11 protein-coding genes are annotated in these 22,524 nt (G+C 69.2%); 6 read left to right on the forward strand and 5 right to left on the reverse strand.

The genetic code is table 11. The annotated features are described in order from the left end of the window. Window positions 1-69: 69 nt before the first annotated feature. From NC7_RS20235 to NC7_RS20255, 5 genes are all read right to left on the reverse strand, one after another. Entirely contained in the window at window positions 70-873 is an 804-nt protein-coding gene (locus tag NC7_RS20235; protein ID WP_067985426.1) for an ABC transporter permease, read from the reverse strand. Further along, window positions 873-1,691 (reverse strand): ABC transporter permease, encoded by an 819-nt coding sequence (locus NC7_RS20240; RefSeq protein WP_067985427.1) that lies wholly within the window; start codon window positions 1,689-1,691, stop codon window positions 873-875. Before NC7_RS20240 ends, NC7_RS20235 begins: the two co-directional genes overlap by 1 nt. Next, complete coding sequence (locus NC7_RS20245) at window positions 1,688-2,704, reverse strand: daunorubicin/doxorubicin resistance ABC transporter ATP-binding protein DrrA (protein WP_067985430.1); 1,017 nt, start codon at window positions 2,702-2,704, stop codon at window positions 1,688-1,690. Before NC7_RS20245 ends, NC7_RS20240 begins: the two co-directional genes overlap by 4 nt. Beyond that, on the reverse strand, window positions 2,701-16,071 hold the full coding sequence (locus NC7_RS20250) for a non-ribosomal peptide synthetase (RefSeq protein WP_067985432.1): 13,371 nt from the start codon (window positions 16,069-16,071) through the stop codon (window positions 2,701-2,703). The genes NC7_RS20245 and NC7_RS20250 overlap by 4 nt, the downstream gene beginning before the upstream one ends. 101 nt (window positions 16,072-16,172) lie before the next feature. After that, a complete protein-coding gene (locus NC7_RS20255; protein WP_067985435.1) occupies window positions 16,173-16,583 on the reverse strand; it encodes an AMP-binding protein in 411 nt (136 codons plus the stop codon). A gap of 370 nt (window positions 16,584-16,953) precedes the next feature. On the opposite strand from NC7_RS20255, the gene ctaD reads away from it, so the two are divergent. From ctaD to NC7_RS20280, 6 genes are all read left to right on the forward strand, one after another. Beyond that, window positions 16,954-18,693: an aa3-type cytochrome oxidase subunit I gene (gene ctaD, locus NC7_RS20260; RefSeq protein ID WP_067985436.1), complete on the forward strand. Its 1,740-nt coding sequence runs from the start codon at window positions 16,954-16,956 to the stop codon at window positions 18,691-18,693. A gap of 85 nt (window positions 18,694-18,778) precedes the next feature. Then, on the forward strand, window positions 18,779-20,008 hold the full coding sequence (gene serB / locus NC7_RS20265) for a phosphoserine phosphatase SerB (protein WP_157102101.1): 1,230 nt from the start codon (window positions 18,779-18,781) through the stop codon (window positions 20,006-20,008). Between the two features lie 56 nt (window positions 20,009-20,064). Further along, on the forward strand, window positions 20,065-20,490 hold the full coding sequence (locus tag NC7_RS20270; protein WP_157102099.1) for a protease inhibitor I42 family protein: 426 nt from the start codon (window positions 20,065-20,067) through the stop codon (window positions 20,488-20,490). Between the two features lie 57 nt (window positions 20,491-20,547). After that, on the forward strand, window positions 20,548-21,309 hold the full coding sequence (locus NC7_RS20275; protein WP_067985440.1) for an aminoacyl-tRNA hydrolase: 762 nt from the start codon (window positions 20,548-20,550) through the stop codon (window positions 21,307-21,309). A 141-nt stretch (window positions 21,310-21,450) separates the two neighbouring features. Continuing rightward, window positions 21,451-21,609 carry a hypothetical protein gene (locus NC7_RS29270; protein WP_157102100.1) on the forward strand — a complete coding sequence of 53 codons (159 nt, stop codon included), beginning with the start codon at window positions 21,451-21,453 and terminating at the stop codon, window positions 21,607-21,609. 18 nt (window positions 21,610-21,627) lie between these two features. Continuing rightward, a complete protein-coding gene (locus NC7_RS20280; RefSeq protein ID WP_067985442.1) occupies window positions 21,628-22,464 on the forward strand; it encodes an ABC transporter ATP-binding protein in 837 nt (278 codons plus the stop codon). The last annotated feature ends 60 nt before the right edge of the window (window positions 22,465-22,524 follow it).

A 22,524-nucleotide genomic window follows, 5' to 3' on the forward strand; every position in this document is an offset into this window, starting at 1 on the left:
GGCGCGCACACCGTCTGCAATCAAGACGCGCCGAGGCGGGAAAAGTCATCGGCGGGTCTCGACCCCGGATCAGCGGCGGCTGGCCCGACGGAAGCCGACGGCGGCTGGCACGGCGAACAGCAGAACAGCACCGGCCGACCAGGCGAGGGTGAGCAGCAGTGGCCGGGCGACGGGACCGTGATCGGCGAGGCCGCGCATGGCGTCGACGGCGATCGACATCGGCTGATTGCGGACGATCGGCTGGATCCAGGTGGGGAAGGCGACGAGTGGGACGAATCCGGTGCTGAAGAACATCATCAGCGAGGTGAGGATCGTGATCCCCTCCACCAGGGAGGCCTTCGCCGTGTAGACGGCGACGGCGGTGACGACCGTGGCGAAGGCGAGCCCGAAGAGCACCGGGACCAGCAGGAACGCGATCGCGGCCAGTGGTCCGTTCTGGAAGCGGAACCCCAGCAGGACGCCGACGATCACGACGGTGACGGTGCCGAGCAGGATGCGGCACCCCTCGGCGAGGATGCGCGAGGCGAGACCGGAGGCCCGGTGCACCGGGAGCACCCAGAAGCGGGCGAGCAGCCCGGCGTCGCGTTCGCGCCCGAGCAGCACCCCGCTCGCGACGGCACCGGACAGCGCCCCGACGAGCGCGACCATCGGCACCGAGCCGTAGAGCGCGTCCTCGCCGGTGAACCGCGCGATCTGGCCGCCGACCACGATGTCGAGCATGACGAGCAGCAGGCACGGGATGAACAGCGTCTCGAGCAGGGTGATCGGGCTGCGTGTCCAGCGCAGCAGCAGGCGCTGGGTCTGGATCGCCGTGTGCCGGATCAGCGAGACCGGTGAGGTCTCCGACTGCGATGTCTCCGACTGCGATGTCATCACGCCCTCCTCGAACTCAGCCGGATCGCCGCCGGTACGCAGATCAGCAGGATCGCGGCCAGCCACAGCAGCGACGGACCCATCAGCGACCAGCTCACCGCCCCCGTATCGGCCGTGGTGTCCCCGGCGAGCGCACGCAGTCCCGTCGCGAACTGGGAGATGGGCTGGTTGCGCACGAACCATTGGATCCAGGACGGGAACTGGCTCGCCGGTGCCAGTCCCGTCGAGAGCATGCCGAAGATCAACGGCGGGAGCATCAGTGCCTGCGTGGTGGCCTCCGGGCTTTGGGACATGGTGCCGATCACGTCCGCGCCGAGGGTGAGTGCCAGGCCGATGAGCAGCGAGAACGCCAGGAACCCGAGGGTGTGCGCGGCGTCGAGCCGGAACCGGAACCCGATCACGTACCCGGCCGCGATGCCCGCCGCCAGCGACAGCAGCAGCCGGAAGCAGTTGCCCGACATTCTGGCCGCGACCGGAACCAGCGGCCGCAACGGCATCGAGGCGAAACGGCGGTCGATCCCGGCGACGGAATCGGAGGCCGATCGGAACGCCGCCGAGATGGCGGTGAACGCCGCCGCCTGCAGGATCACCAGCGGCATCATGTACTGGGCGAAGCTGCTGAAACCGTTGCCGGAGAAGGTCATCACGGTCTTCAGCGGGATGTAGAAACTGGCGGTGAAGGCCACGGGTGCCAGCAGCGAGGCCAGCACCTCGCCGGATTTGACCGACGGCACGATCAGCCGGGTGGTCAGTACCCACCACTGCTGCAGGGTGTTCGGGGCGGCACGCCAGTGCGTCTGCCAGGCGGTGGCGGTCATGAGATCACCTGCGGGGTCGGCTCGGCCGAGGCGAGGTGACCGGTGAGTTGGAGGAACACGTCGTCGAGGGAGGGCCGTCGCAGAGCGATGTCGACGAGTTCGATCCCGGCGCTGTCGAGCCGACGCAGGGCTTCGGCGAGTGTTTTCGCGCCGTCGGGGGCGGGGATGGTGATGCGATCGGAGTCCGGGGTGAGGGCCGCCAGGTGCTCGGCGGGCAGCAGCGAGCCCAGCGCCGCCACGATCGCGGGCAGCTCCACCAGATCCAGCGGCACGATCTCGCAGTAGCTGCCGCCGGTGCGGTGTTTGAGCTCGTCGGCGGTGCCAGAGGCGATCACCACACCTCGATCGATCACGATGATCCGGTCGCTGAGGGCGTCGGCTTCCTCCAGGTACTGGGTGGTGAGCAGGGTGGTGATGCCCGCGTTCTTGAAGCTGCGCACCAGGTCCCACACGCCCTGCCTGCTGCGAGGGTCGAGACCGGTGGTCGGCTCGTCGAGGAACACCACGTCGGGCCGGACCACGAGCCCGCAGGCGATGTCGATGCGCCGCCGCATGCCGCCGGAGTAGGTGCCGACGCGTCGATCGGCGGCCTGGTCGAGATCGAATTCGCCGATCAGTTCGCTCGCCCTGGCGCGGGCGGCGGACTTGCGCAGACCCATCAGCCTGCCGAACATCACGAGGTTCTCGTAGCCGCTGAGCATGTCGTCGAGCGCGGCGTACTGGCCGGTGAGCATGATCCGTTTGCGCACCGCCGCCGGGTCGGCGACGACATCGTGTCCGGCGACCCTCGCCCGGCCACGATCGGGGGTGACCAGGGTGGACAGGACGTTCACCATGGTCGTCTTGCCCGCGCCGTTGGGGCCGAGGATGCCGAGCACCTGTCCGGGCGCGGCCTCGAAGTCGATGCCGCGCAGCGCGTGCACCTCCCCGAACGATTTCTCGATCCCCTCCACGACGACGCCACCGGTGTCGGTGCGCGGGGGGCTCTGTACGGCGGTGTGTCGAACACTCATGTCCGGTCTCCTGCTTCCAAGTGATCGTCGAGCACCGGCGCGATGACCGACAGTGCGTAGGGGTTGGTCAGGTCGTCGTGGGACACGTCGACGTCGTGGTTGGCGATGTCGCCGGTCACGTAGGGACGCCAGCCGTCGGGCCCCATCCATTCGGCGGGGTCGACGGTGGCGCTGAAGTACAGGACATCGCCCTGGTAGACGGGGCGCCGGTAGCCGGTTCTGGTCCCCGCGGAGGCGTTGTAGGAGCCCGCCATCCGCTCGATGGTCGCGGCGTCGACGAGTTCGACGCCGCCGAGCCGCGCGGTGATGAGGTCGGCCGCCTCTTGTGCCGTCGCGGTGGCGGGCACGTCGTCGATGCCGAAGATCGCGCCGAAGGTGTTGATGAAGGCGCCGGGTGACAGGCGCTCGATGGTGTCGCCGTCGATGTCGGCGGTGTCGGTGTCCAGGAGCGCGACCACCCCGACTCGTTCACCCGCCGTGGCCAATTCGACGGCCATGGCGTGGGCGATCAGGCCGCCGAAGGACCAGCCGAGCAGGTGATACGGGCCGGTCGGCTGGACGGCGCGGATCTCGCGCACGTAGCGGTTGGCGAATTCCTCGATCGACCGAGCCGAGGGTTCCCGGCCGCTCAGATCCGGTGCCTGTAGGCCGTAGATCGGGCGTCCCGGGCGCAGTTGTTCGGCCAGACCCAGGTAGCTCCAGGACATTCCGGAGGAGGAGTGGACGCAGAACAGGGCGGGGCGGTCGCCGTCGGGTCGGATGGGCAGCAGGACGTCGAGGCCGAGGCCCGTCGGCCCGGTCTCGGCCGGTGCGGTGCGGGCAGTCATCGCGGCTGCTTCGTCCGCCGAAGCGGTTCGGGCGGCGGGGGTTTCGGCGAAGCGCGCGGCCGCGCGCATCGCCTCGGCCCACAGGTCGGCGAGCTCGGTGACGTCGCGACTGGTCAGCAGCTCTGCGGCGTAACCGAATTCGGCTTGCAGGCGGTCACCGCTGACCATCGCGTTGATGTCGACGGCCGACATGATCGGCACGTCCTGGTGCTCGGGGGCGTCGAGGTCGCCGAGAGCGTCGGTGGGCAGCCAGCCGAGACCTTCGAGGCCCGGTGGCGTCTCGGCGGAGGTGTGCCTGCCGAGGTAGTTCAGGCAGATCTGTCCCGGCAGTCGAGCCGGGAGTTGTTGTGCGGCGGTGGGATTCAGGTAGCGCAGCATTCCGAAGCCGATGCCCTTGTCCGGCACCGACAGCAGGTCGTGTTTCGCCGCGCGGATGGCCGCACCCATCGCCGGACCGCCGTCGAAAGCCTCGTCGACATCGATGTCGGCCAGGCGGAGCCGGACCGGGTACAGGCTGGTGAACCAGCCGATGGTGCGTGACAGGTCGGCGCCCGGCACGATCTCCTCCTGCCTGCCGTGCCCTTCGAGCCGCAGCAGCGCCGATCGTTCCGTGACGCCGCGGCGCAGCCGCCACCGCACGAGGGCGAGGCCGAGGGTCGCCAGCAGTGCGTCGGTGACCGTCCCTTGGAACAGTCGGGGCAGGGTGGTGAGCAGGGCGGTCGTGGTGTCCTCGTCGAGCTCGATGCCGAATCGGCGCACCGTGTGTGCCTGATCGATCACCGGATCGAGGTGGCGCGCGCCGAGCAGCGGATCGGGACCGTTCACCACCTGTAGCCAGTAGCCGAGTTCGGTTTCGCGTCGTTCGGATTCGGCCTGTTCGGTGAGGGCATGCGACCAGCGCCGCATGGAGGTACCGATCTCGGGGAGCACCGGGGTGGTGCCCGCGCCGACCTGAGCCCACGCTGCGATCAAGTCCTGCACCAGGATTCGCCACGACACGCTGTCGATCGCGAGGTGGTGGGCCACCACGATCAGGCGACCGGGCCGGGTGTGCGAACCGGCGTCGCCGACGGGGTCGAGCCACACGAATTGCAGCACGACGCCGTCGGCGGGGTGCAGCCGGTTCATGGCGGTGTCGAGTTCGGTCCGCGCGAATTCCCGCAGATCGACCGGGTCGGCGCCGGTGTCGAACGCGGTGCGGTGCACCAGGGCGTCGACCGGCACCGATCCCGGCTCGGCGACCTGTAGCCGCCAGCCGTCCGCGTCCGCCCACAGCCGGGATCGGAGCATGTCGTGCCGGTCGATCACGGCCGTGAGCGTGGCGACGAGTGCGGCCCGGTCGATGCCGACGGGCAGTTCGAGAACCGCTGTCTGGGCGAACCGGTCGAAGTTTCCGCCGCGTTCGACCATGTAGCGCACGATCGGGGTCAGGGGGAGGTCGCCGATGCCACCACCGGGCAGTTCGGCGAGCGCTTCGACGGTGTCGACGGCGTCGACGGCGGCACCGAGCGCGGCGACGGTGCGGTGTTCGAACACCTGCAGTGGTGTGCAGTGCACACCGCGCAGCTTGGCCTGAGTCACCAGCTGGATCGCGAGGATGCTGTCGCCGCCGAGCGCGAAGAAGGAGTCGTCGACCCCCACCTGGGCGCGGCCGAGTAGTTCGGCGTACACCTCGGCCAACACGTTTTCGGTCGGTGTCTCCGGCGCCCGGTACGGTGCTTCCTCGGAAACGAAAACCGGTGCGGTCAGTGCCTTTCGGTCCAGTTTGCCGACCGCGTTGACCGGGATCTCGTCCAGGACGACGAAGGCGGCGGGCACCATGTACGCGGGCAGCGTGTCGGCCGCCAGGGCACGGACGTGGTCGACGTCCAGTTCGGTGCCGGGCACGCGCACCAGGTAGGCGGCGAGCGCGGTGGCTCCGGTAGGACCTGGAACACCCAGTGTCACAGCGACTTCCACGCCTTCGATGCCGCTGAGAACCGCATCGATCTCGCCGAGTTCGATCCGCTGACCGCGCACCTTCACCTGGAAGTCTGTGCGACCCAAGTACTCCAGGGCGAGCCCGGACGCGCTACGGGTCCAGCGCACCAGATCGCCGGTGCGATAGAGCAGGTCACCGGGCGCGCCGAACGGGTCGGCGACGAACCTGGCCGCCGTCAACCCCGGCCTGGCGTGGTAGCCGCGCGCCAGAGCGGTACCCGTGAGGTAGAGCTCTCCCGCGACGCCCACCGGCACCGGCGTGAGCCGGTCGTCGAGGACGAGTGTCGCCGCGCCGCGCACCGGGGTGCCGATGGTGACCGGCTCCGTCGCCGACAGCGGGCCCGAACCCGTTGCCCAGATGGTGTATTCGGTCGGGCCGTACAGGTTGACCATCGTCCGCCCGTCGGTGCCACCGCACCACCGTGCGACCAGGTCGGGACCGACCGCTTCGCCTGCCACCGCGAGGACCCGCACGCTCGACACCTCGGCGGGATCGACGGTGGACAGTGCCGAGGGGGTGATCACCATGTGGGTCACGCCCTCGGCCGCGATGAGTTCGGCCAGGGGCGCGCCGCCGAACACGTCCGGCGGGGCGATGACGGAGGCGGCGCCGCGGCCGAAGGCCATCAGCTCCTCGAAGATCGAGGCGTCGAAACTCGGTGAGGCGACCTGCAAGACGCGGGCGTGCTCGTCCAAACGCAGATCGGCGCGCTGGGAGGCGACCAGATCGGCCAGGCCACGGTGGGTGACGGTGACGCCCTTCGGGGTGCCGGTGGACCCGGAGGTGTAGATCATCCAGGCCGGGTTGTCGACCCTGATGGGCGCCGGGAGATTGTCGAGCGCGGTGTCCGCGGCGTCGTCCAGGCGCCTGGCGAGGTCGGGGTCGTCGAGGACAAGCCACCGGACGGAGTCCGACAGCGCCGTTCGGTACTTGGCGAGCGTGATGCCCACCCGCGCACCGGAATCGGTGAGCATGTGCTCGATGCGATCCGCGGGGTGCTTCGGATCGATCGGCAGGAACGCCGCCCCCACTTTCGCCGACGCCCAGATGCCGAGATGTAGTTCCGGACAGCGCGGAAGGCCAAGGGTAACAACGGTTTCTGTGCGCGCACCGGCCTCGATGAGCAGTCTTGCGAGCTGGTTCGAGCGGGCATCGAGGGTTGAATACGTCGTCGTGCCCGGGAGCGCGGTGGGTGCGCTGGGTCGGGTGGGCGCCGCGCTGTGCTGGGCGGCGGAGACGAGGGCAGGGCGGTGGGGGAACGTGGCCGCTGTGGTGGTGAGCAGGTGGGCGAGAGTCGTTGTTCCCGTAGTGGCGGCGCCGCGGACCGGGACCAGTTCGGCGTATTCGGATTCGGCGAGGATGTCGATATCGGACAGGGGAGTGTCGGGTGCGGTGAGGACGCCGGTGAGGACGCGGCGCCAGCGTTCGGCGAACGAGGTGACGGTGGCGGGGTCGAACAGGTCGGTCGCGTAGGTGAGGACCCCGTCGATGCCCGCCGCACCGGAGTCGGTGAAGCGTTCGCGCAGGTCGAGGGTGAGGTCGAAGGCCGAGGAGCGCCGGTCGAAATCCTCGATCTCGAAGCGCAGGCCGGGCAGCTCGAGGACCGGCTCCACGAAGTTCTGCAGAGACAGCGACACCTGGAACAGGGGGTGATGTGCGGTGGATCGGGTGGGGTCGAGGGCTTGGACGAGCTGTTCGAACGGCACGTCGGCGTGGGCGAACGCGTCGAGGTCAGCGGTGCGCACGGCGGCCAGCAGCTGCCGGAAATCGGTGCCGGGGTCGACCGAGGTGCGCAGGGCGAGGGTATTGACGAACATCCCGACCAGGTCATCGAGGGCCGCCTCGCCCCGGCCCGCGACAGGGGTGCCGACGACCACGTCGTCGGTGCCGCCGAGCCGGGCCAACAGGACCGCCAGTGCCGCGTGGACGACCATGAAGACACTCACGTTTTGCGCGGCGGCGAAATCGATCAGCGCACGGTGCGTCTGCTGGTCGATGCCGAATTCCACGTCGTCGCTGCGCATCGTCTGCACGGCGGGTCGTGGTCGGTCCGAGGGGAGTTCCAGAGCGTCCGGCGCACCGGTGAGAGTCTCGCGCCAATACTGAACCTGCTGGGCGGCAATGGATTCCGGGCTCGCGGGTGAGCCGAGTAGTTCGCGGTGCCACAGCGCGAAGTCCGCGTACTGGACCGCGAGCGGTGGTCGGTCGGGGGTAGCGCCGGACACTCGGGCCGAATACGCGGCGACCAGGTCGGCGGCCAAGGGCGCCATCGACGCACCGTCGGCGCTGATGTGGTGCACCACGAGAACCAGGACGTGGTCGGTCGCACCGTCAGCGGTTTCGTTGCCAGACGCAGGCGAACGGTCAGCTCCAGCGCTCTGCGTGTGCGCGGAAGGGCGCTGTGGCATGGCCGGAGACGAATCCGACAGCGCCCCGTGAACTGGTTCGGAGTCCTGATCTCGGTTCACGGCGGCAGGACGAACCGCGAACAGTCCGACGCGCAGGGGTCCCTCGCGGGTGAGGTCGAATCCGGTGCCCGCCAGCTCGTTGATCCGATCACGCAGTGCGGCACCGTCTTCGGTCTCGATCAGTGGCATCACCGGCGTGGCGGTGTCGATACCGACGACGACCTGACGCGGGCCCTCGGCGTCGGCGGGGTAGCGGGTGCGCAGGCTTTCCTGACGGTCGATCACGTCGATGAGGGCCGCGCGCATGGCCGCGACGTCCAGGGTTCCGGTGAGGCGAAGCGCGATCGCGATGTTGTAGGCCGACGAGGTCGGATCGAGCTGGTTGAGCACCCACATGCGCTGCTGGGCGGGGGACAGTGGGACACGATCCGGGCGCACCCGGGACGCGAGCGCTGGCCGTCCGTGGCTGCCCTCGGCGGCGGGTACCACCCGTGCGGACAGCTGCGCCACCGTCGGCGCGTCGAACAGATCACGCAGTGCGATGGTCGAGCCGAGCGCCGCGTTGACCCGCGCCACCACCTTGGTCGCGCTCAGCGAATTGCCGCCGAGCTCGAAGAACGACTGGTCGACACTTACCCGCTCGCCACCGAGCACCTCGGCGAACACCTCGGCGACGGCGTGTTCGACGGGCGTGCGCGGCGCCAGATACGCCTGTCGAGCCGCCGAGAAGTCCGGTACCGGAAGGGCTTTGCGGTCCAACTTGCCGACCGGCGTGAGCGGAATGTCGTCGAGCACGACGACGTAGGCGGGCACCATGTAACCGGGCAGTTCCGCCGCGACCCGCGCCCGCAGCCGTTCGGTGTCGAGGTCGGCATGCGGGACGGGCAGCACATAGGACACGAGTACGGTCGCACCCGCCGGTCCTTCGCGTCCGATGGTGACGGCGTAGTCGACCTCCTCGTCCCGCGAGAGCACCGCGTCGATCTCGCCGAGTTCGATGCGCAGACCACGGATCTTCACCTGGAAGTCGCTGCGGCCCAGGTACTCCAGCGTGAGCTGGTCGTCCCCGTCGGTCACCCACCGGACCATGTCGCCGGTCCGGTACATCCGCTCGCCGGGTGCGCCGAACGGGTCGGCGACGAAGCGACCGGCGGTCATCTCGAAGCGGTTGAAATAGCCGCGAGCCAGTGCGGGTCCCGACAGGTACAGCTCACCGGCGATACCGACCGGAACCGGTCGCAACCAGCTGTCCAGCACCACCACCGCAGCACCGCGAATCGGACCACCGATGGTGACCGGCGCACCGGCCACGAGTTCGGCGGGACCGGTGGCCCAGATGCTGAACTCGGTCGGCCCGTACAGGTTCACCATGCGCCTGCCCTGCGCCCACTTCTCGATGAGCTCGGGGGTGGCCGCCTCGCCCGCCACCGCGAGCACCCGCAGGTCGGTGAGACCGGTGGGTTCCATCGTGGCCAGGGCCGACGGCGTGATCACCGCGTGGGTCACGCGTTCGGTGCGCAGCAACGTCTCCAGCTCGCTGCCGCCGTACACCTCCGGCGGGGACACCACGAGCCGTCCACCCGCCGCGTGCGCGGTGAGCATTTCGAAGACCGACGCGTCGAAGCTGGGGGACGCCACCTGCAAGGCGCTGGCCGACGGATCGAGCGCGAGCATCTCCCGTTGGGCGGCAACGAGATTGGCCAGACCGCGATGACTCAGCAGCACGGCCTTCGGTTTGCCGGTCGAACCGGAGGTGTAGATCAGGTAGGCGGTGTGGTCGATGTCGAGGGGGCCGCCGCGTTCGGCATCGGTGATCGGCGCGTCCGACACCAGCATGGCCCGGCGCAGGGTGTTCAGGTCGTCCAGCAGCAGCCAGTCGATGGATCCCGGCAGGGTCTCGCCGGTCTCGGTGACAGTGACACCGATGGGTGCCTTGGAGTCGGCGAGCATGTGTTCGATGCGCTCCACCGGGTAGCTGGGGTCCAGCGGGACGAACGCCGCGCCCGTCTTGGCCAGTGCCCACACCGCGACCACCGACTCCAGGGATCGAGTCAGGGCGAGCACGACGAACACCTCTGGCCCGATGCCCCGGCCCAGCAGGACCCGCGCGAACCGGTTCGACCAGGCGTCGAGTTCGCCGTAGGTCATCCGCAGGTCGCCGGAACTGACCGCGATCGCGGCGGGGTCGATGCGGGCGCCCGCCGTCAGGACGTCGGGCAGGGCGCGCATCGGCAGCGCCGGGGCGCCGTACACCGGTGCGAGCAGCGCTCTTTCGTCGTCGTCGCACTGGTGCAGGCGGGCCACCGGGAGATCCGGATTCTCGGCGAGCGCACCGAGGAGCCGGACGAACCGGTCCAGAAGAGACTGTGCCGCACTGTGTTCGAGCTGGTCGGCCATGAACTTGACGGTGATACGCAAGGTGTCGCCCGAACCGTCCTCGCCGTGCAGCGGAATCACCATGAGGTTCAGCGGGTACGGGGTGGCGTCGGTACCTTCCACCTCGAGCACGCGCATCCCGGCGATGTCGAGGGCCTGCGACAAGGCCGTCCGGTCGATGGGATAGGACTCGAAAACCGTGAGTGTGTCGAACAATTCGGCCAGGCCGACAGCGCGGTGGATGTCCGCCAACCCGACATGCTGATGATCCATCAGGCTCGCCTGCTCGGCCTGCACGCGCGCCAGGAGATCGGTGACCCGCTCACCGGGGTCGAGCGTCACCCGCACCGGCAGCGTGTTGATGAACAACCCGACCATCTCCTCGACGCCGGGCAACTCCGGCGGGCGACCGGACACCGTGCTGCCGAACACCACATCGGTGCGGCCGGTGAGCATGGCCAGCACCAGCGCCCAGCTCACCTGGACGAGGGTGTTCACCGTGGCCCCGGCGGCGCGGGCGGCGGATTCGAGGGTGGCGACGGTGGTCCGTGGCAGGTCGCGCGAGATCATGGCGGTCTCGGTCGACTCGATCCCGACCAGGGTGGGGACCGCGCGGGTCGGGGTGTCGATCCCGGCCAGCGACCGCGTCCACGCGTGCAGCGATTCCTCGGCGTCGCGCTCCGCGAGCCAGGACAGGAATTCGCGGTAGGACCGCGCGGGCGGCAGCGGTGACGCGTCGCCCGCGGTGACATAGAGGGCGAGCAGTTCACGGACCAGCAGGGGTGTCGACCAGCCGTCGAGTACCAGGTGGTGGTTGGTCATCACGAGGCGGTACGTATCGGGTGCCGTGGTGATCAGGGTGAACCGGAGCAGCGGGGGACGGGTGAGGTCGAAGCGGGTGAGCGCGTCGAGTTCGATCATCCGGTCGAGCTCGCGCGCCCGCTGTTCCTCGGCGATATCGGTGAGATCGACGTCGCTCCACTGGATCTCGGCGTGGGCGCGGACCAGTTGACGTGGGCCGTCGGCGGTTTCGACGAACGCCGCCCGCAGGTTCTCGTGCCGGTCGACCAGCGCCTGCGCCGCGCGGCGCAGACGGGCGCTGTCGACGGTGCCCGCCAGGGTGAGCAGAGACTGGACGGTGTAGCCGTCGGCGGTGTCGGAGTCGTAGAGCGCGTGGAACAGCAGCCCGTACTGCAGCGGCGAGAGCGGCCACACATCGGCGAGATCCGGATAGGTCGTCTCCCAGGTGTCGATCTGGGATTGCTCGACCGCGACGAGCGCGAAGTCCGACGGTGTGCGCCCGCCTGCCCCGTCGGTGCGCGCATGGTCGACCAGCGCGTCGAGCGCCTGTGACCACAGCTCGCTCAGTTCCCGTACGTCCGCCTCGTCGAGCAGCCTGCCCGCGTATGCCCAGGTGACCTCCAGCCCCGCGTCGGTGAGCACGGCGTTGACATCCACGACAGCGGCCAGGGGTGCGTGATCGTCGTTGGTCGCGGCGAAGCGGCGCGGCAGCCAGGGGTCCTCGCCGGTGACCGCGCGGCCGAGATAGTTGAAGCTGAGCTGGGGCGTCGGCGCGCCCGCGAGGGCCGGGGCCGTCTCGGTGTTCAGGTACCGCAGCAGTCCGTAGCCGACACCCCGGTCGGGGACGGCGCGCAACTGCTCCTTGGTCGCCTTGACGACCGAGCCCGCCGAGCCGCCGCCCGCGAACGCGTCGTCCAGGTCGATGCCCGCCAGGTCGATCGCGACCGGGTAGACGGTCGTGAACCAGCCGACGGTGCGGCCGATATCGGCACCGGGCAGCAGGGATTCGCGGCGGCCGTGACCTTCCAGGGTCAGCAGTGTGCCCGTGCGCGCGCGCCAACGGCACACCGCCATGGTGAGGGCGGCCAGCAGCACATCGTCGGCGCCGCAATGGAATCGCTCGGCAACGGTGGTGAGTACCGCGTGCGCGACCTCGGCGGGGAGGGTCGATCGCAGCTGAGCCATGGTCGCGACCACATCGCGTGCCGGATCGAAGGTGTCGCGGCCGAACGCCGGGTCGGGAGTGGCCGCGATCCGCTGCCAGACGGGCAGCTCGTCGGCCCGCGGCACAGCCTGATCGGCCTGGGCGTGTGCCCACCGCCGGAAGGACGTCCCGACCGGAGCCAGCGTGCCACCGAAGGCGGCGGTCGCCAAGTCGGGCAACAGGATTCGCCAGGACACGCCGTCGGTGACGAGGTGATGGAGCACGAGCCAGCACAGCGGGGCGGCATCAGGGCGTTCGATCAGCACGCAGCGCACCACGGCACCGGCGGCGGGATCGAGCAGGTCCGCCGCGTCCTGCGACGCGCGGTCGACAGCCTCGCCGGTCTCGCACCGCACCACCTCGATCACGGTGTCGGCATCGATCGAACCCGGCTCGGCGACAACCCATTCCCAGCCGTCGTCCGCGCCGCGCAGCGAGCTCCGCAGCAGATCGTGGTGATCGATCAGCACGCCGAGCGCCGCGGCGAGTGTCTCGCGCCGGGTGCCGTCGGGCAGACCGATCAGGACGGCCTGGCCGTAGCGGTCCCACGGCTCACCGTGCTCGATCATGGCGTGCACGATGGGCGTGAGCTCCACCGTGCCGACACCGCCGCCGGGCAGTTCGTGCACCACGGTGGCCTCGGTGTCGCCCGCGATCGCGGCCAGCGCGGCCACGGTCTTGCGTTCGAACACGTCACGGGCGCTGAACGCGATTCCCGCCGCCTTCGCCCGCGAGACCAGCTGTATCGAGACGATGCTGTCACCGCCGAGCGCGAAGAAGCTGTCGTCCACCCCGACCGCGTCCACGCCGAGCACCTCGGCGAACAGGGCGGCCAGGGCTTCCTCGCGCGGTGTGGACGGTGCTCTGCGCGCCACGGCGCGGGCACCGAAATCCGGTGCGGGCAGGGCCTTGCGGTCCACCTTCCCGAGCGGAGTGAGCGGCACCCGGTCGAGCACGATCACCGAGGCGGGCACCATGTACGCCGGAAGTGTCTCGCCGACAGCGGCTTTGACCGCCTCGGGATGGACATCGGCACCCGGTTCGACGGTGATGTAAGAGGCGAGAGCGGTGGCACCGGACGGCGCCTCTACACCGAGGGTGATCGCGAAATCGATGGCGGGCAACCGTTGCAGCGCGGCATCGATCTCGCCGAGCTCGATCCGGTACCCACGGACCTTCACCTGGAAGTCGCTGCGGCCCTGGTACTCCAGGGTGAACCGGCCGTCGTCGGCGGTCCACCGCACCAGATCGCCGGTGCGGTACATGCGCGCTCCCGGCGCGTACGGGTCAGCGACGAAGCGGCTCGCGGTCAGACCACCGCGCCGGTGGTAACCACGCGCCACGCCGGGGCCAGACAGATACAGCTCACCCACCGCGCCCGGGGCGAGCGGCCGCAACCACGGATCCAGCACCAGCCCGGTCACCCCTCGAGCGAGACCACCGATGGTGACCGGGCCGCCCGGCGTCAGCGGTTCGCTGAGGGTGGCGGTGACCGTGGTCTCGGTCGGGCCGTAGCCGTTGAGCAGCCTGCGCCCGGCCCACTTCGACACGAGCTCGGGCGGGCAGGCGTCGCCGCCGACCACGATGGTGCCCAGGTCGGGCAGCGTCGCCGGATCGAGGGAACCGACGACCGCCGGGGTCACGTTCAGATGGGTCACCCGGTGCGCGCGCAGGACCTGCGCCATGTCCTCGCCCGCGTAGGCCGACGGCGGTACGACAGCGAGGGTGGCCCCGGCCGCGAACGTCACGAGGATCTCCTCCACCGAGATGTCGAAGCTCGGGGAAACGGCATGCGCGACAACCGAACCCGGTCCGACACCGAAACCGGCACCCGATCCGGTGGCGAGATTCGCCAGCCCGCGATGCGACACGAGCACACCCTTGGGCAGTCCGGTCGAGCCCGAGGTGTAGATGACGTAGGCGACCTGATCGGGATGGATCGCGGCGATTCGGTCGTCGTCGGTGATCCTCGTTGCCCGCTGCGCGGTGACGCGGCCGGTGGTGGCTTCGTCGTCGAGACAGAGCCAGACGACCTTGTCGGGCAGGGACTTTCGCGCCTGGGTGGTGGTCAGGCCGATGACCACCGCGCTGTCATCGATCATGTGCTCGATCCGGTCGTCCGGATAGGTCGGGTCGATCGGGACGAAGGGCGCGCCCGACTCGGCGACCGCGAGGGTGGCGAGCACCGATTCGGCCGAGCGGGGGATCGACAGCGCCACACCGTGTTCCGGTCCCGCACCCGCCGCGATGAGTACACGGGCCAGCCGATTCGTGTACTCGTCGACCTCGCGGTAGGTCATCGTGTCGTCCACGCCCCAGCGCAGGGCCACCGCGTCGGGATCGATCGCGGCACCCGCGGCCAAGATCTCGGGCAGGGTGCGCTGTTCCACCCCGGCCGCGCCACGCGCGGGTACCGACGCGGCGTGCTCGGCCTCGGCGAGCACGTGCACCGACGACAGCGGGGCCTCGGGTCCCGCGGCGAGGAAACGGTGCAGGAAGCGCAGGAAACGGTCGTGGTGCGCGGCCAGCTCCGTCGCGCTGTAGAGGTTGCCGTTGCCCTGGAGATCGATGTGGGTGCTCTCGCCGCCCATCCCGGGATAGAGGTTGACGAACAGATCATCGATCAGGCCGGAGGTGAGCACATGCAGACGGCCGACGACCGGGCCGAGCGCGATCTTGGTGTCGACCATCATCAGGTTCACGGCCGGTCCGAACGATGCCGCCTCGTCCATGGACCAGCCCAGATCGCGGATGATGTCTTCCTGGCGGTACCGCTGCCGCCGCAGCGCACCGGTGAGCTCGCTCTGCACGGCGAGGATCGCCGCACCCACCGTGGTCGTCGGACCCAGGGCGACCCGCAACGGGACGACATTGGCCAGCATCCCGCCCGAGCGGCGCAGCGTGGCGGAGGTCCGCGCGGACACCGGCAGACTCAGGACGACCTCGGGCGCGCCGGTCATCGCCGCGAGATAGGCGCCGAAGGCGGCGACCACGGTCGGCGCGACACCGGAATTGATCTCGGCGGCCACCGAATCCAGCAGCGCACTCGTCTCGGCGGGCAGCGCGCCCGCGACCCGGGTGGGATGACTGTCGACCTCGGCGGCGCGACCGGCGAGAGTGACGGGATCCGGCAGGTCGGTCAGATGGGTGCGCCAGTACTCGCGGTCGGCCGCGAAGCGGTCCGAGCTGCGGTAGGCCAGATCGGCCTCGACGATCCGCTGCAACGGCTCGGCCTTGGCCGGTGGCGGTTCCCGGCCCTCGAAGGCCGCGTTGTACAGCTCGCCGGTGCGCTGGACCAGCGCCAGGGCGCCCATCCCGTCGAGCACGATGTGGTGCATTCGCGAATACCAGAACCAGCGATCCTCGGCGATCCGCAACATCGCCAGGCGGACCAGACGGTCCCGCGTCATGTCCAGCGGTGCGGAGTACTCGGCGCGCATCCAGGCGTGCGCGGCCGCTTCCGGGTCGGGTTCGCCGCGCAGATCCAGTTCGGCGATGTCGGCCTCGAGGGTCGGGTCGACGAGCTGATGAGGCTGTCCGTCGATGTCGACCAGGCGCACGAATCCGGTGCCGAACTCACGACCGGTTCGTCGCACGGCCTCGGTCAGCAGCGCGTGGTCGATCGCGCCGCTGAGTTCGACGTACTGGGCGATGGAGATGGGGGTATCGCCCGCGATGTGCTGGGCGAACCAGATGCCACGCTGGGCGGCGGACAGGGGGAAAGGATCTTCGTGCGCGGTGTCGGACGCTCGCGAAGAAGACTGGATCATGAGCTGACCTGCGTTTTCATAGGTGGAGCCCGGTGTCCCCGACCGCGTGGTACTGCGCTCTGGTTCCATTCTGAACCTGTGGGGACCAGACCGGAATGGGTTCAGGAGACCGCGCGCAGATCGGTACCGGACAGCGGGGCGTCCGAACTCACCAGATAGCGCCGCAGGGTCGACCGATCGTCGAGGACCAGCCAGTCGACGGTGTCGGACAGTTCGGCTCGGCGAGACCTGGTGGTGATCCCGAAGCCGGTGTCGGACTGCTCCTCGACACGCACCGGGACGGCACCGATCTTGCGCACCGCGGCGTCGGCGACGACGGCCTCGACCCGAGGGTCGACCGCGAGGGCGATCCGGTCGCCCGCGCTCGCGCCACGGCCGAGCAGGAGCCGGGCCAGGCGGTTGGCCCAGCGGTCCAGGTCGGCGTCGGCCAGCCGACCGGCGGCGATCGATGCGCTCGCGCGGCGCGGCAGCTGGATGACGTTGTCGGCGGGTGCGGTGACCAAGGTGCTCATCGGATTCCCCTCGAGGGCTTGTCAGCGGTGTTTCGGTACACCTCCAATCTCGTCGCCAGGGGGTCTCGCCGACAGCGACCCCAGCGGTGGGCCACGCACTCCGAGGGGGACCGAATACCACCCCAAGGTGGGCGAACCGGATCGGACGCGCCGGAACCCGAAAGGTTGTCCCCGCCAACCGTTGCACCCGCGCGACCTGCGGAGGAAGATGGCGATCGGCGTCTACGGCGCGCCGAATACGACACAGAGTAGGACCCGCGCGGAATGCTGCGGCCGCACGGTTTACGATTCACTTCAACGCATGTCTGCTGCCCTTGTACGAGGCGCGGTCGGCTCTGCGAGTGACGTACAGGCATCTTCAGGAGGATCAGTGACTGCGGTAGAGCCCAGGCCAGTCCCTCAGTTGGAAGCGACTCGACCGTATCCGGCTCGGACCGGGCCGAAGGGCTCGTTCCTCTACAAGGCGGTCACCACCACCGACCCCAAGGTGCTCGGCACCATGTACCTGGTGACGGCGATCAGCTTCTTCATGATCGGTGGCCTCATGGCGCTGCTCATGCGTGGCGAGCTCGCCCGTCCGGGTCTGCAGTTCCTGTCGCCGGAGCAGTTCAACCAGCTGTTCACCATGCACGGCACGATCATGCTGCTGTTCTATGCGACCGCGATCGTGTTCGGCTTCGCCAACATCATCCTGCCGCTGCAGATCGGCGCCCCCGATGTCGCCTTCCCGCGTCTGAACGCGTTCAGCTACTGGCTGTACCTGTTCGGCGCCTCGATGGCGACCGCGGGCTTCGTGACCCCCGGTGGCGCCGCGGACTTCGGTTGGACGGCGTACGTGCCGCTGACCGACATCCTGCACTCGCCCGGTGTCGGCACCGACCTGTGGATCCTCGGTCTGGCCGTCTCCGGTCTCGGCACCATCCTCGGTGGCGTCAACATGCTCACCACCGTGGTCTGCCTGCGCGCGCCCGGCATGACCATGTTCCGCATGCCGATCTTCACCTGGAACATCGCGGTCACCTCGGTGCTCGTGCTGCTGGCGTTCCCGCTGCTCACCGCGGCGCTGTTCGGCCTGGCCTACGACCGTCACCTGGGCGGCCACATCTACGACCCGGCCACCGGCGGCATCCTGCTCTACCAGCACCTGTTCTGGTTCTTCGGCCACCCCGAGGTGTACATCATCGCGCTGCCGTTCTTCGGCATCGTCTCCGAGATCTTCCCGGTCTTCAGCCGTAAGCCGATCTTCGGTTACACCACGCTGGTCTACGCGACCCTCGGTATCGCCGCGCTGTCCATCGCCGTGTGGGCGCACCACATGTACGCCACCGGCGCCGTGCTGCTGCCGTACTTCTCCTTCATGACCTTCCTCATCGCGGTCCCGACCGGTGTGAAGTTCTTCAACTGGATCGGCACCATGTGGCGCGGTCAGCTGACGTTCGAATCACCGATGCTGTGGTCGATCGGCTTCCTGGTGACCTTCCTCTTCGGTGGTCTGTCGGGCGTCATCCTGGCCTCGCCGCCGCTGGACTTCCACGTCACCGACTCGTACTTCGTCGTCGCGCACTTCCACTACGTGCTCTTCGGCACCATCGTGTTCGCCACCTTCGCGGGTATCTATTTCTGGTTCCCGAAGATGACCGGCCGCATGATGGACGAGCGTCTGGCCAAGTGGCACTTCTGGGCCACCTTCATCGGCTTCCACACCACCTTCCTCGTGCAGCACTGGCTGGGCGCCGAGGGCATGCCGCGTCGCTACGCCGACTACCTGCCCAGCGACGGCTTCACCACGCTGAACACCATCTCCACCATCGGCGCGTTCATCCTCGGCGCCTCGATGCTGCCGTTCGTGTGGAACACCTTCAAGAGCTACCGCTACGGTGAGGTCGTCACCGTGGACGACCCGTGGGGTTACGGCAACTCGCTCGAGTGGGCCACCACCTGCCCGCCGCCGCGCCACAACTTCTACGAGCTGCCGCGCATCCGCTCGGAGCGTCCGGCGTTCGAACTGCACTACCCGCACATGATCGAGCGCATGAAGCGCGAGGCGCACGTGGGTTGGGGCTCGGGCAAGCACAACGCCCACCACGACGAGCCCGTGCTGACGAAGTAGCAAGGAACCACCGAACGACCAGGGTGTGCACCTGCTGGGTGACCAGCGGGTGCACACTCTTTTTGTGGGTAAACGAACGGAGCAGATCGACTTGGCCGACACCACAGTTCTCGTGACCGTCACCGGCCCCGACCGACCCGGCGTCACCTCGGTGCTGCTGGCGGCGTTGTCGCGGCATCAGGTGAGCCTGCTGGATGTGGAGCAGGTGGTCATCCGGGGCCGACTCACCCTGGGTGTGCTGGTCTCGTGCCCCAACGACGCCGAGGCACTGCAGGACGAGCTCGAAGAGGCGATGAACACCGTCGGCATGCAGGTCGACGTGTCGGTCGACGCGCAGATCGGCAAGCCGCCGATGTCGACCCACGCCGTCGTCGTGCTCGGCTCGCCGGTCACCGCGCACGCCTTCAGCGCGATCTCGCGACTGCTGGCTGGGCTCGGCGCCAATATCGACACCATCCGCGGCATCGCCGACTACCCGGTGACCGGCATGGAGCTCATGGTCTCGGCCGCCGATTCCGGCGCCGACACCGATGCGCGACTGCGCACGGCGCTGGCCGATGTGGCCGTCGCCGAACAGGTCGACATCGCCGTGGAACGCGCGGGCCTGGCCCGGCGCGCCAAGCGGCTCATCGTGTTCGACGTGGACTCCACTCTCATCCAGGGCGAGGTCATCGAGATGCTCGCCGCGCACGCGGGCGTCGAGGAGCAGGTCCGCGAGGTCACCGAGGCCGCGATGCGCGGTGAACTCGACTTCGCCGAATCGCTGCGTCAGCGCGTGGCCACCCTCGAGGGGCTCGACGAATCGGTGATCGAGGAGGTCGCCGACCGCATCGAACTCACCCCTGGCGCGCGCACGACCATCCGCACGCTGCGTCGGCTCGGGTTCCGCTGTGGTGTGGTCTCCGGTGGGTTCCGGCAGGTCATCGAGCCGCTCGCGCACGAACTGGAACTCGACTTCGTGCAGGCCAACACCCTGGAAATCGTCGACGGCAAACTCACCGGGCGGGTCACCGGCGAGATCGTCGATCGGGCGTTCAAAGCGACCGCGCTGCGCAAATTCGCCGCCGACGCGGGCGTGCCGATGGAACAGACCGTCGCCGTGGGTGACGGCGCCAACGACATCGACATGCTCAACGCGGCCGGGCTCGGGGTGGCGTTCAACGCCAAACCCGCGCTGCGGGAGGTGGCCGATACGGCGCTGTCGCACCCGTACCTGGACGCGGTGCTGTTCATCCTCGGCGTCACCCGCGACGAGGTGGAGGCGGCCGACGCGCGCGACGGCGGGGTGCGCCGAGTTCCGCTGCTCGGCCGTTAGTTTCGCGCACGGCGGGTAATCCCGGCGCAGGAAGAACTTCGGCGTTGGGAGTGTCCGTGCGCAAGTCTCTGCTCGTCCCGTTCGTCGTCGCCGCGCTGCTGACCGGCTGCGGTGACGACGAACCGATCCCCGACAGCGTCGGCGAGACGACACTCACCCTGCCGAGCACCGCCCCGGCGGCGGCGAAACCGGCCGTCACGGTCGACCAGTCGGCCGCCGGTCGCACCATCGCCCTCGACGTCGGACAGGAACTGCGGGTGCGATTGCCCCAGGCCGTCGACTCGGATCAGGAGTGGGAGCCGGTGAATCTCGACGAGGGCATCCTGGTCGCCGAGAAGCCCGTGGCCGACGGTGGGTCGACGGTGTGGCCGCTGCGCGCGGTGTCAACCGGGACGACGACCGTCGAATTCACCTACGGAGAGCTGCAGGAACCACCTGCCCGACCGGAGGGCACCTTCCTGGTGACGGTGGAGGTCTCCTGACGCGACCGGCTCGCTACGCTGGTTCGCACGTGTGGCGTCGATCGAATCGGGTGTGGTGTGGGTAGCTCGGAATTGGATGAGGTGGAGGTCCGCGACACGGCGGCCGAATTCGCCGCACGGCACGCCGAATTGGCGCAAGGGTACGGCGGGGGCGGCGACCCCGACGACCCGGCCATGGTGCAGGCGATGCAGATGGTGCTGCACATCCCGAAGACCGACCCACCCGCGCGCAGTGCGCTCCTGGCCGCCGCGGCGGCCGCCGCCGTCGCGGTCTGCCTCGACCCGCGATCCGGTCCGGGCGGCGAGTGGGAAGCGCGCTATCTGGCGTGGAAGCGCTCGCGGATCAGGAAGGTGGCCCGTCGGGCGCGCGGCGCGCAGTGGGTGGCGGCCGGAGAGGTCGACGGGGTGACCGTCGACCTCGACGGCGCGCAGGCGCGGGCCTTCGTCCCCGGCCCGGTCGGCGCCATCGACCCCCGCATCCGCAAACTGCAGATCGGCGGCACCGACCTCGAACACGACGAACCGGGCCCGCCCGACCCCGACCTGCCGGTGCTGTGGGTGAACAGCGCCCTGGAGATGTCGGTGGGCAAGGCGGCCGCACAGGTGGGGCACGCGAGCATGCTGCTGGCCGGTGCCCTGCCGGTCGAGGCGGCCGCCACCTGGGCCGAACACGGATTCCGGTGTGCCGTGCGCGATGCCGATCCTTGGCACTGGGCCGAACTGGTCGATCGGGTGTCGGCGGGGCGCGCGGTCGCCGTGCGTGACGCCGGTTTCACCGAGGTGGCTCCCGGCTCGATGACGGTGATCGCCGTGCCGTGAACGGCCGACACGCGCGGGGAATCGGACGCCTGGCGTTGCGGTTCGCGCGCGTCGTCGCGATGTTCGGGTGTACCGGCGGCATCGAGTGGGTAAGACCTATCGGATACCCGTCCGCAGCGAGAGACACACGGAGGTTCCGCCATGATGACGACGATCGCCGTGATCCTGATCGTGTGGGTCGTGCTCGCCGTGCCCGTCTCGTTCCTCGCCGCGCGGATGCTGCGCAGCGACCTCGGCGCGTCGCGCGAAACGGTGCGGCACCGCACCGACGAATCCCAGCCGGGCCGGTCGTTCCGCTGAGGGCCCCCGTGGGCCAAGATGGAGCGCGTGTCGCAACCCGATCCAGATCTGCTCATCGACTTCTCCGACGTCACCATCCGCCGCTCGGGCCGAACGCTCGTCGGCCCGGTCACCTGGCAGGTCGAACTCGACGAACGCTGGGTGGTCCTCGGCCCCAACGGTGCCGGTAAGACCTCACTACTGAGAATGGCCGCCGCCGAGGTCCATCCGACCTCCGGGGCGGCGAACCTGTTGGGCGAGACCCTCGGTCGCGTCGACGTCACCGAATTGCGCCCGCGCATCGGCCTGTCCTCGGCGGCGGTGGCCAGCCGTATCCCGGTCGACGAGAAGGTCAGCGACCTGGTGGTGTCGGCCGGGTACGCGGTGCTCGGCCGCTGGCGCGAACGCTACGACGACATCGACACCGAACGCGCCGTCGACATGCTGGAAACCCTTGGCGCCGAACACCTCTCCGACCGCACCTACGGCACCCTCTCCGAGGGTGAACGTAAGCGGGTGCTCATCGCCCGTGCTCTGATGACCGACCCGGAACTGCTTCTGCTCGACGAACCGGCCGCCGGGCTCGACCTTGGTGGTCGTGAGGAGCTCGTCGAACGCCTCGGTGATCTGGCTGCCGATCCTGACGCACCGGCGATGGTTCTGGTTACCCATCATGTGGAGGAGATTCCGCCTGGGTTCACTCATGCTCTGCTGCTCAAGGAGGGTGAGGTGGTCGGGCAGGGGCTGCTCGAGGATGTGCTCACCGCTGAGAATCTCAGTAAGGCGTTCAGTCAGTCGATCGCGCTCGATCGGGTTGACGGGCGGTGGTTCGCTCGGCGGGCGCGTCGGTCGGGTGGGCATCGGCGGCGGAACTGACCGATCTGTCGCGCGAGGGTCTTTTGGTATTGCGCCCACAGAGGTACTGGCTGTGTTTTT

Source organism: Nocardia caishijiensis NBRC 108228 (assembly GCF_001612825.1).
In the GTDB taxonomy this organism is placed as follows: Bacteria; Actinomycetota; Actinomycetes; order Mycobacteriales; family Mycobacteriaceae; genus Nocardia; species Nocardia caishijiensis.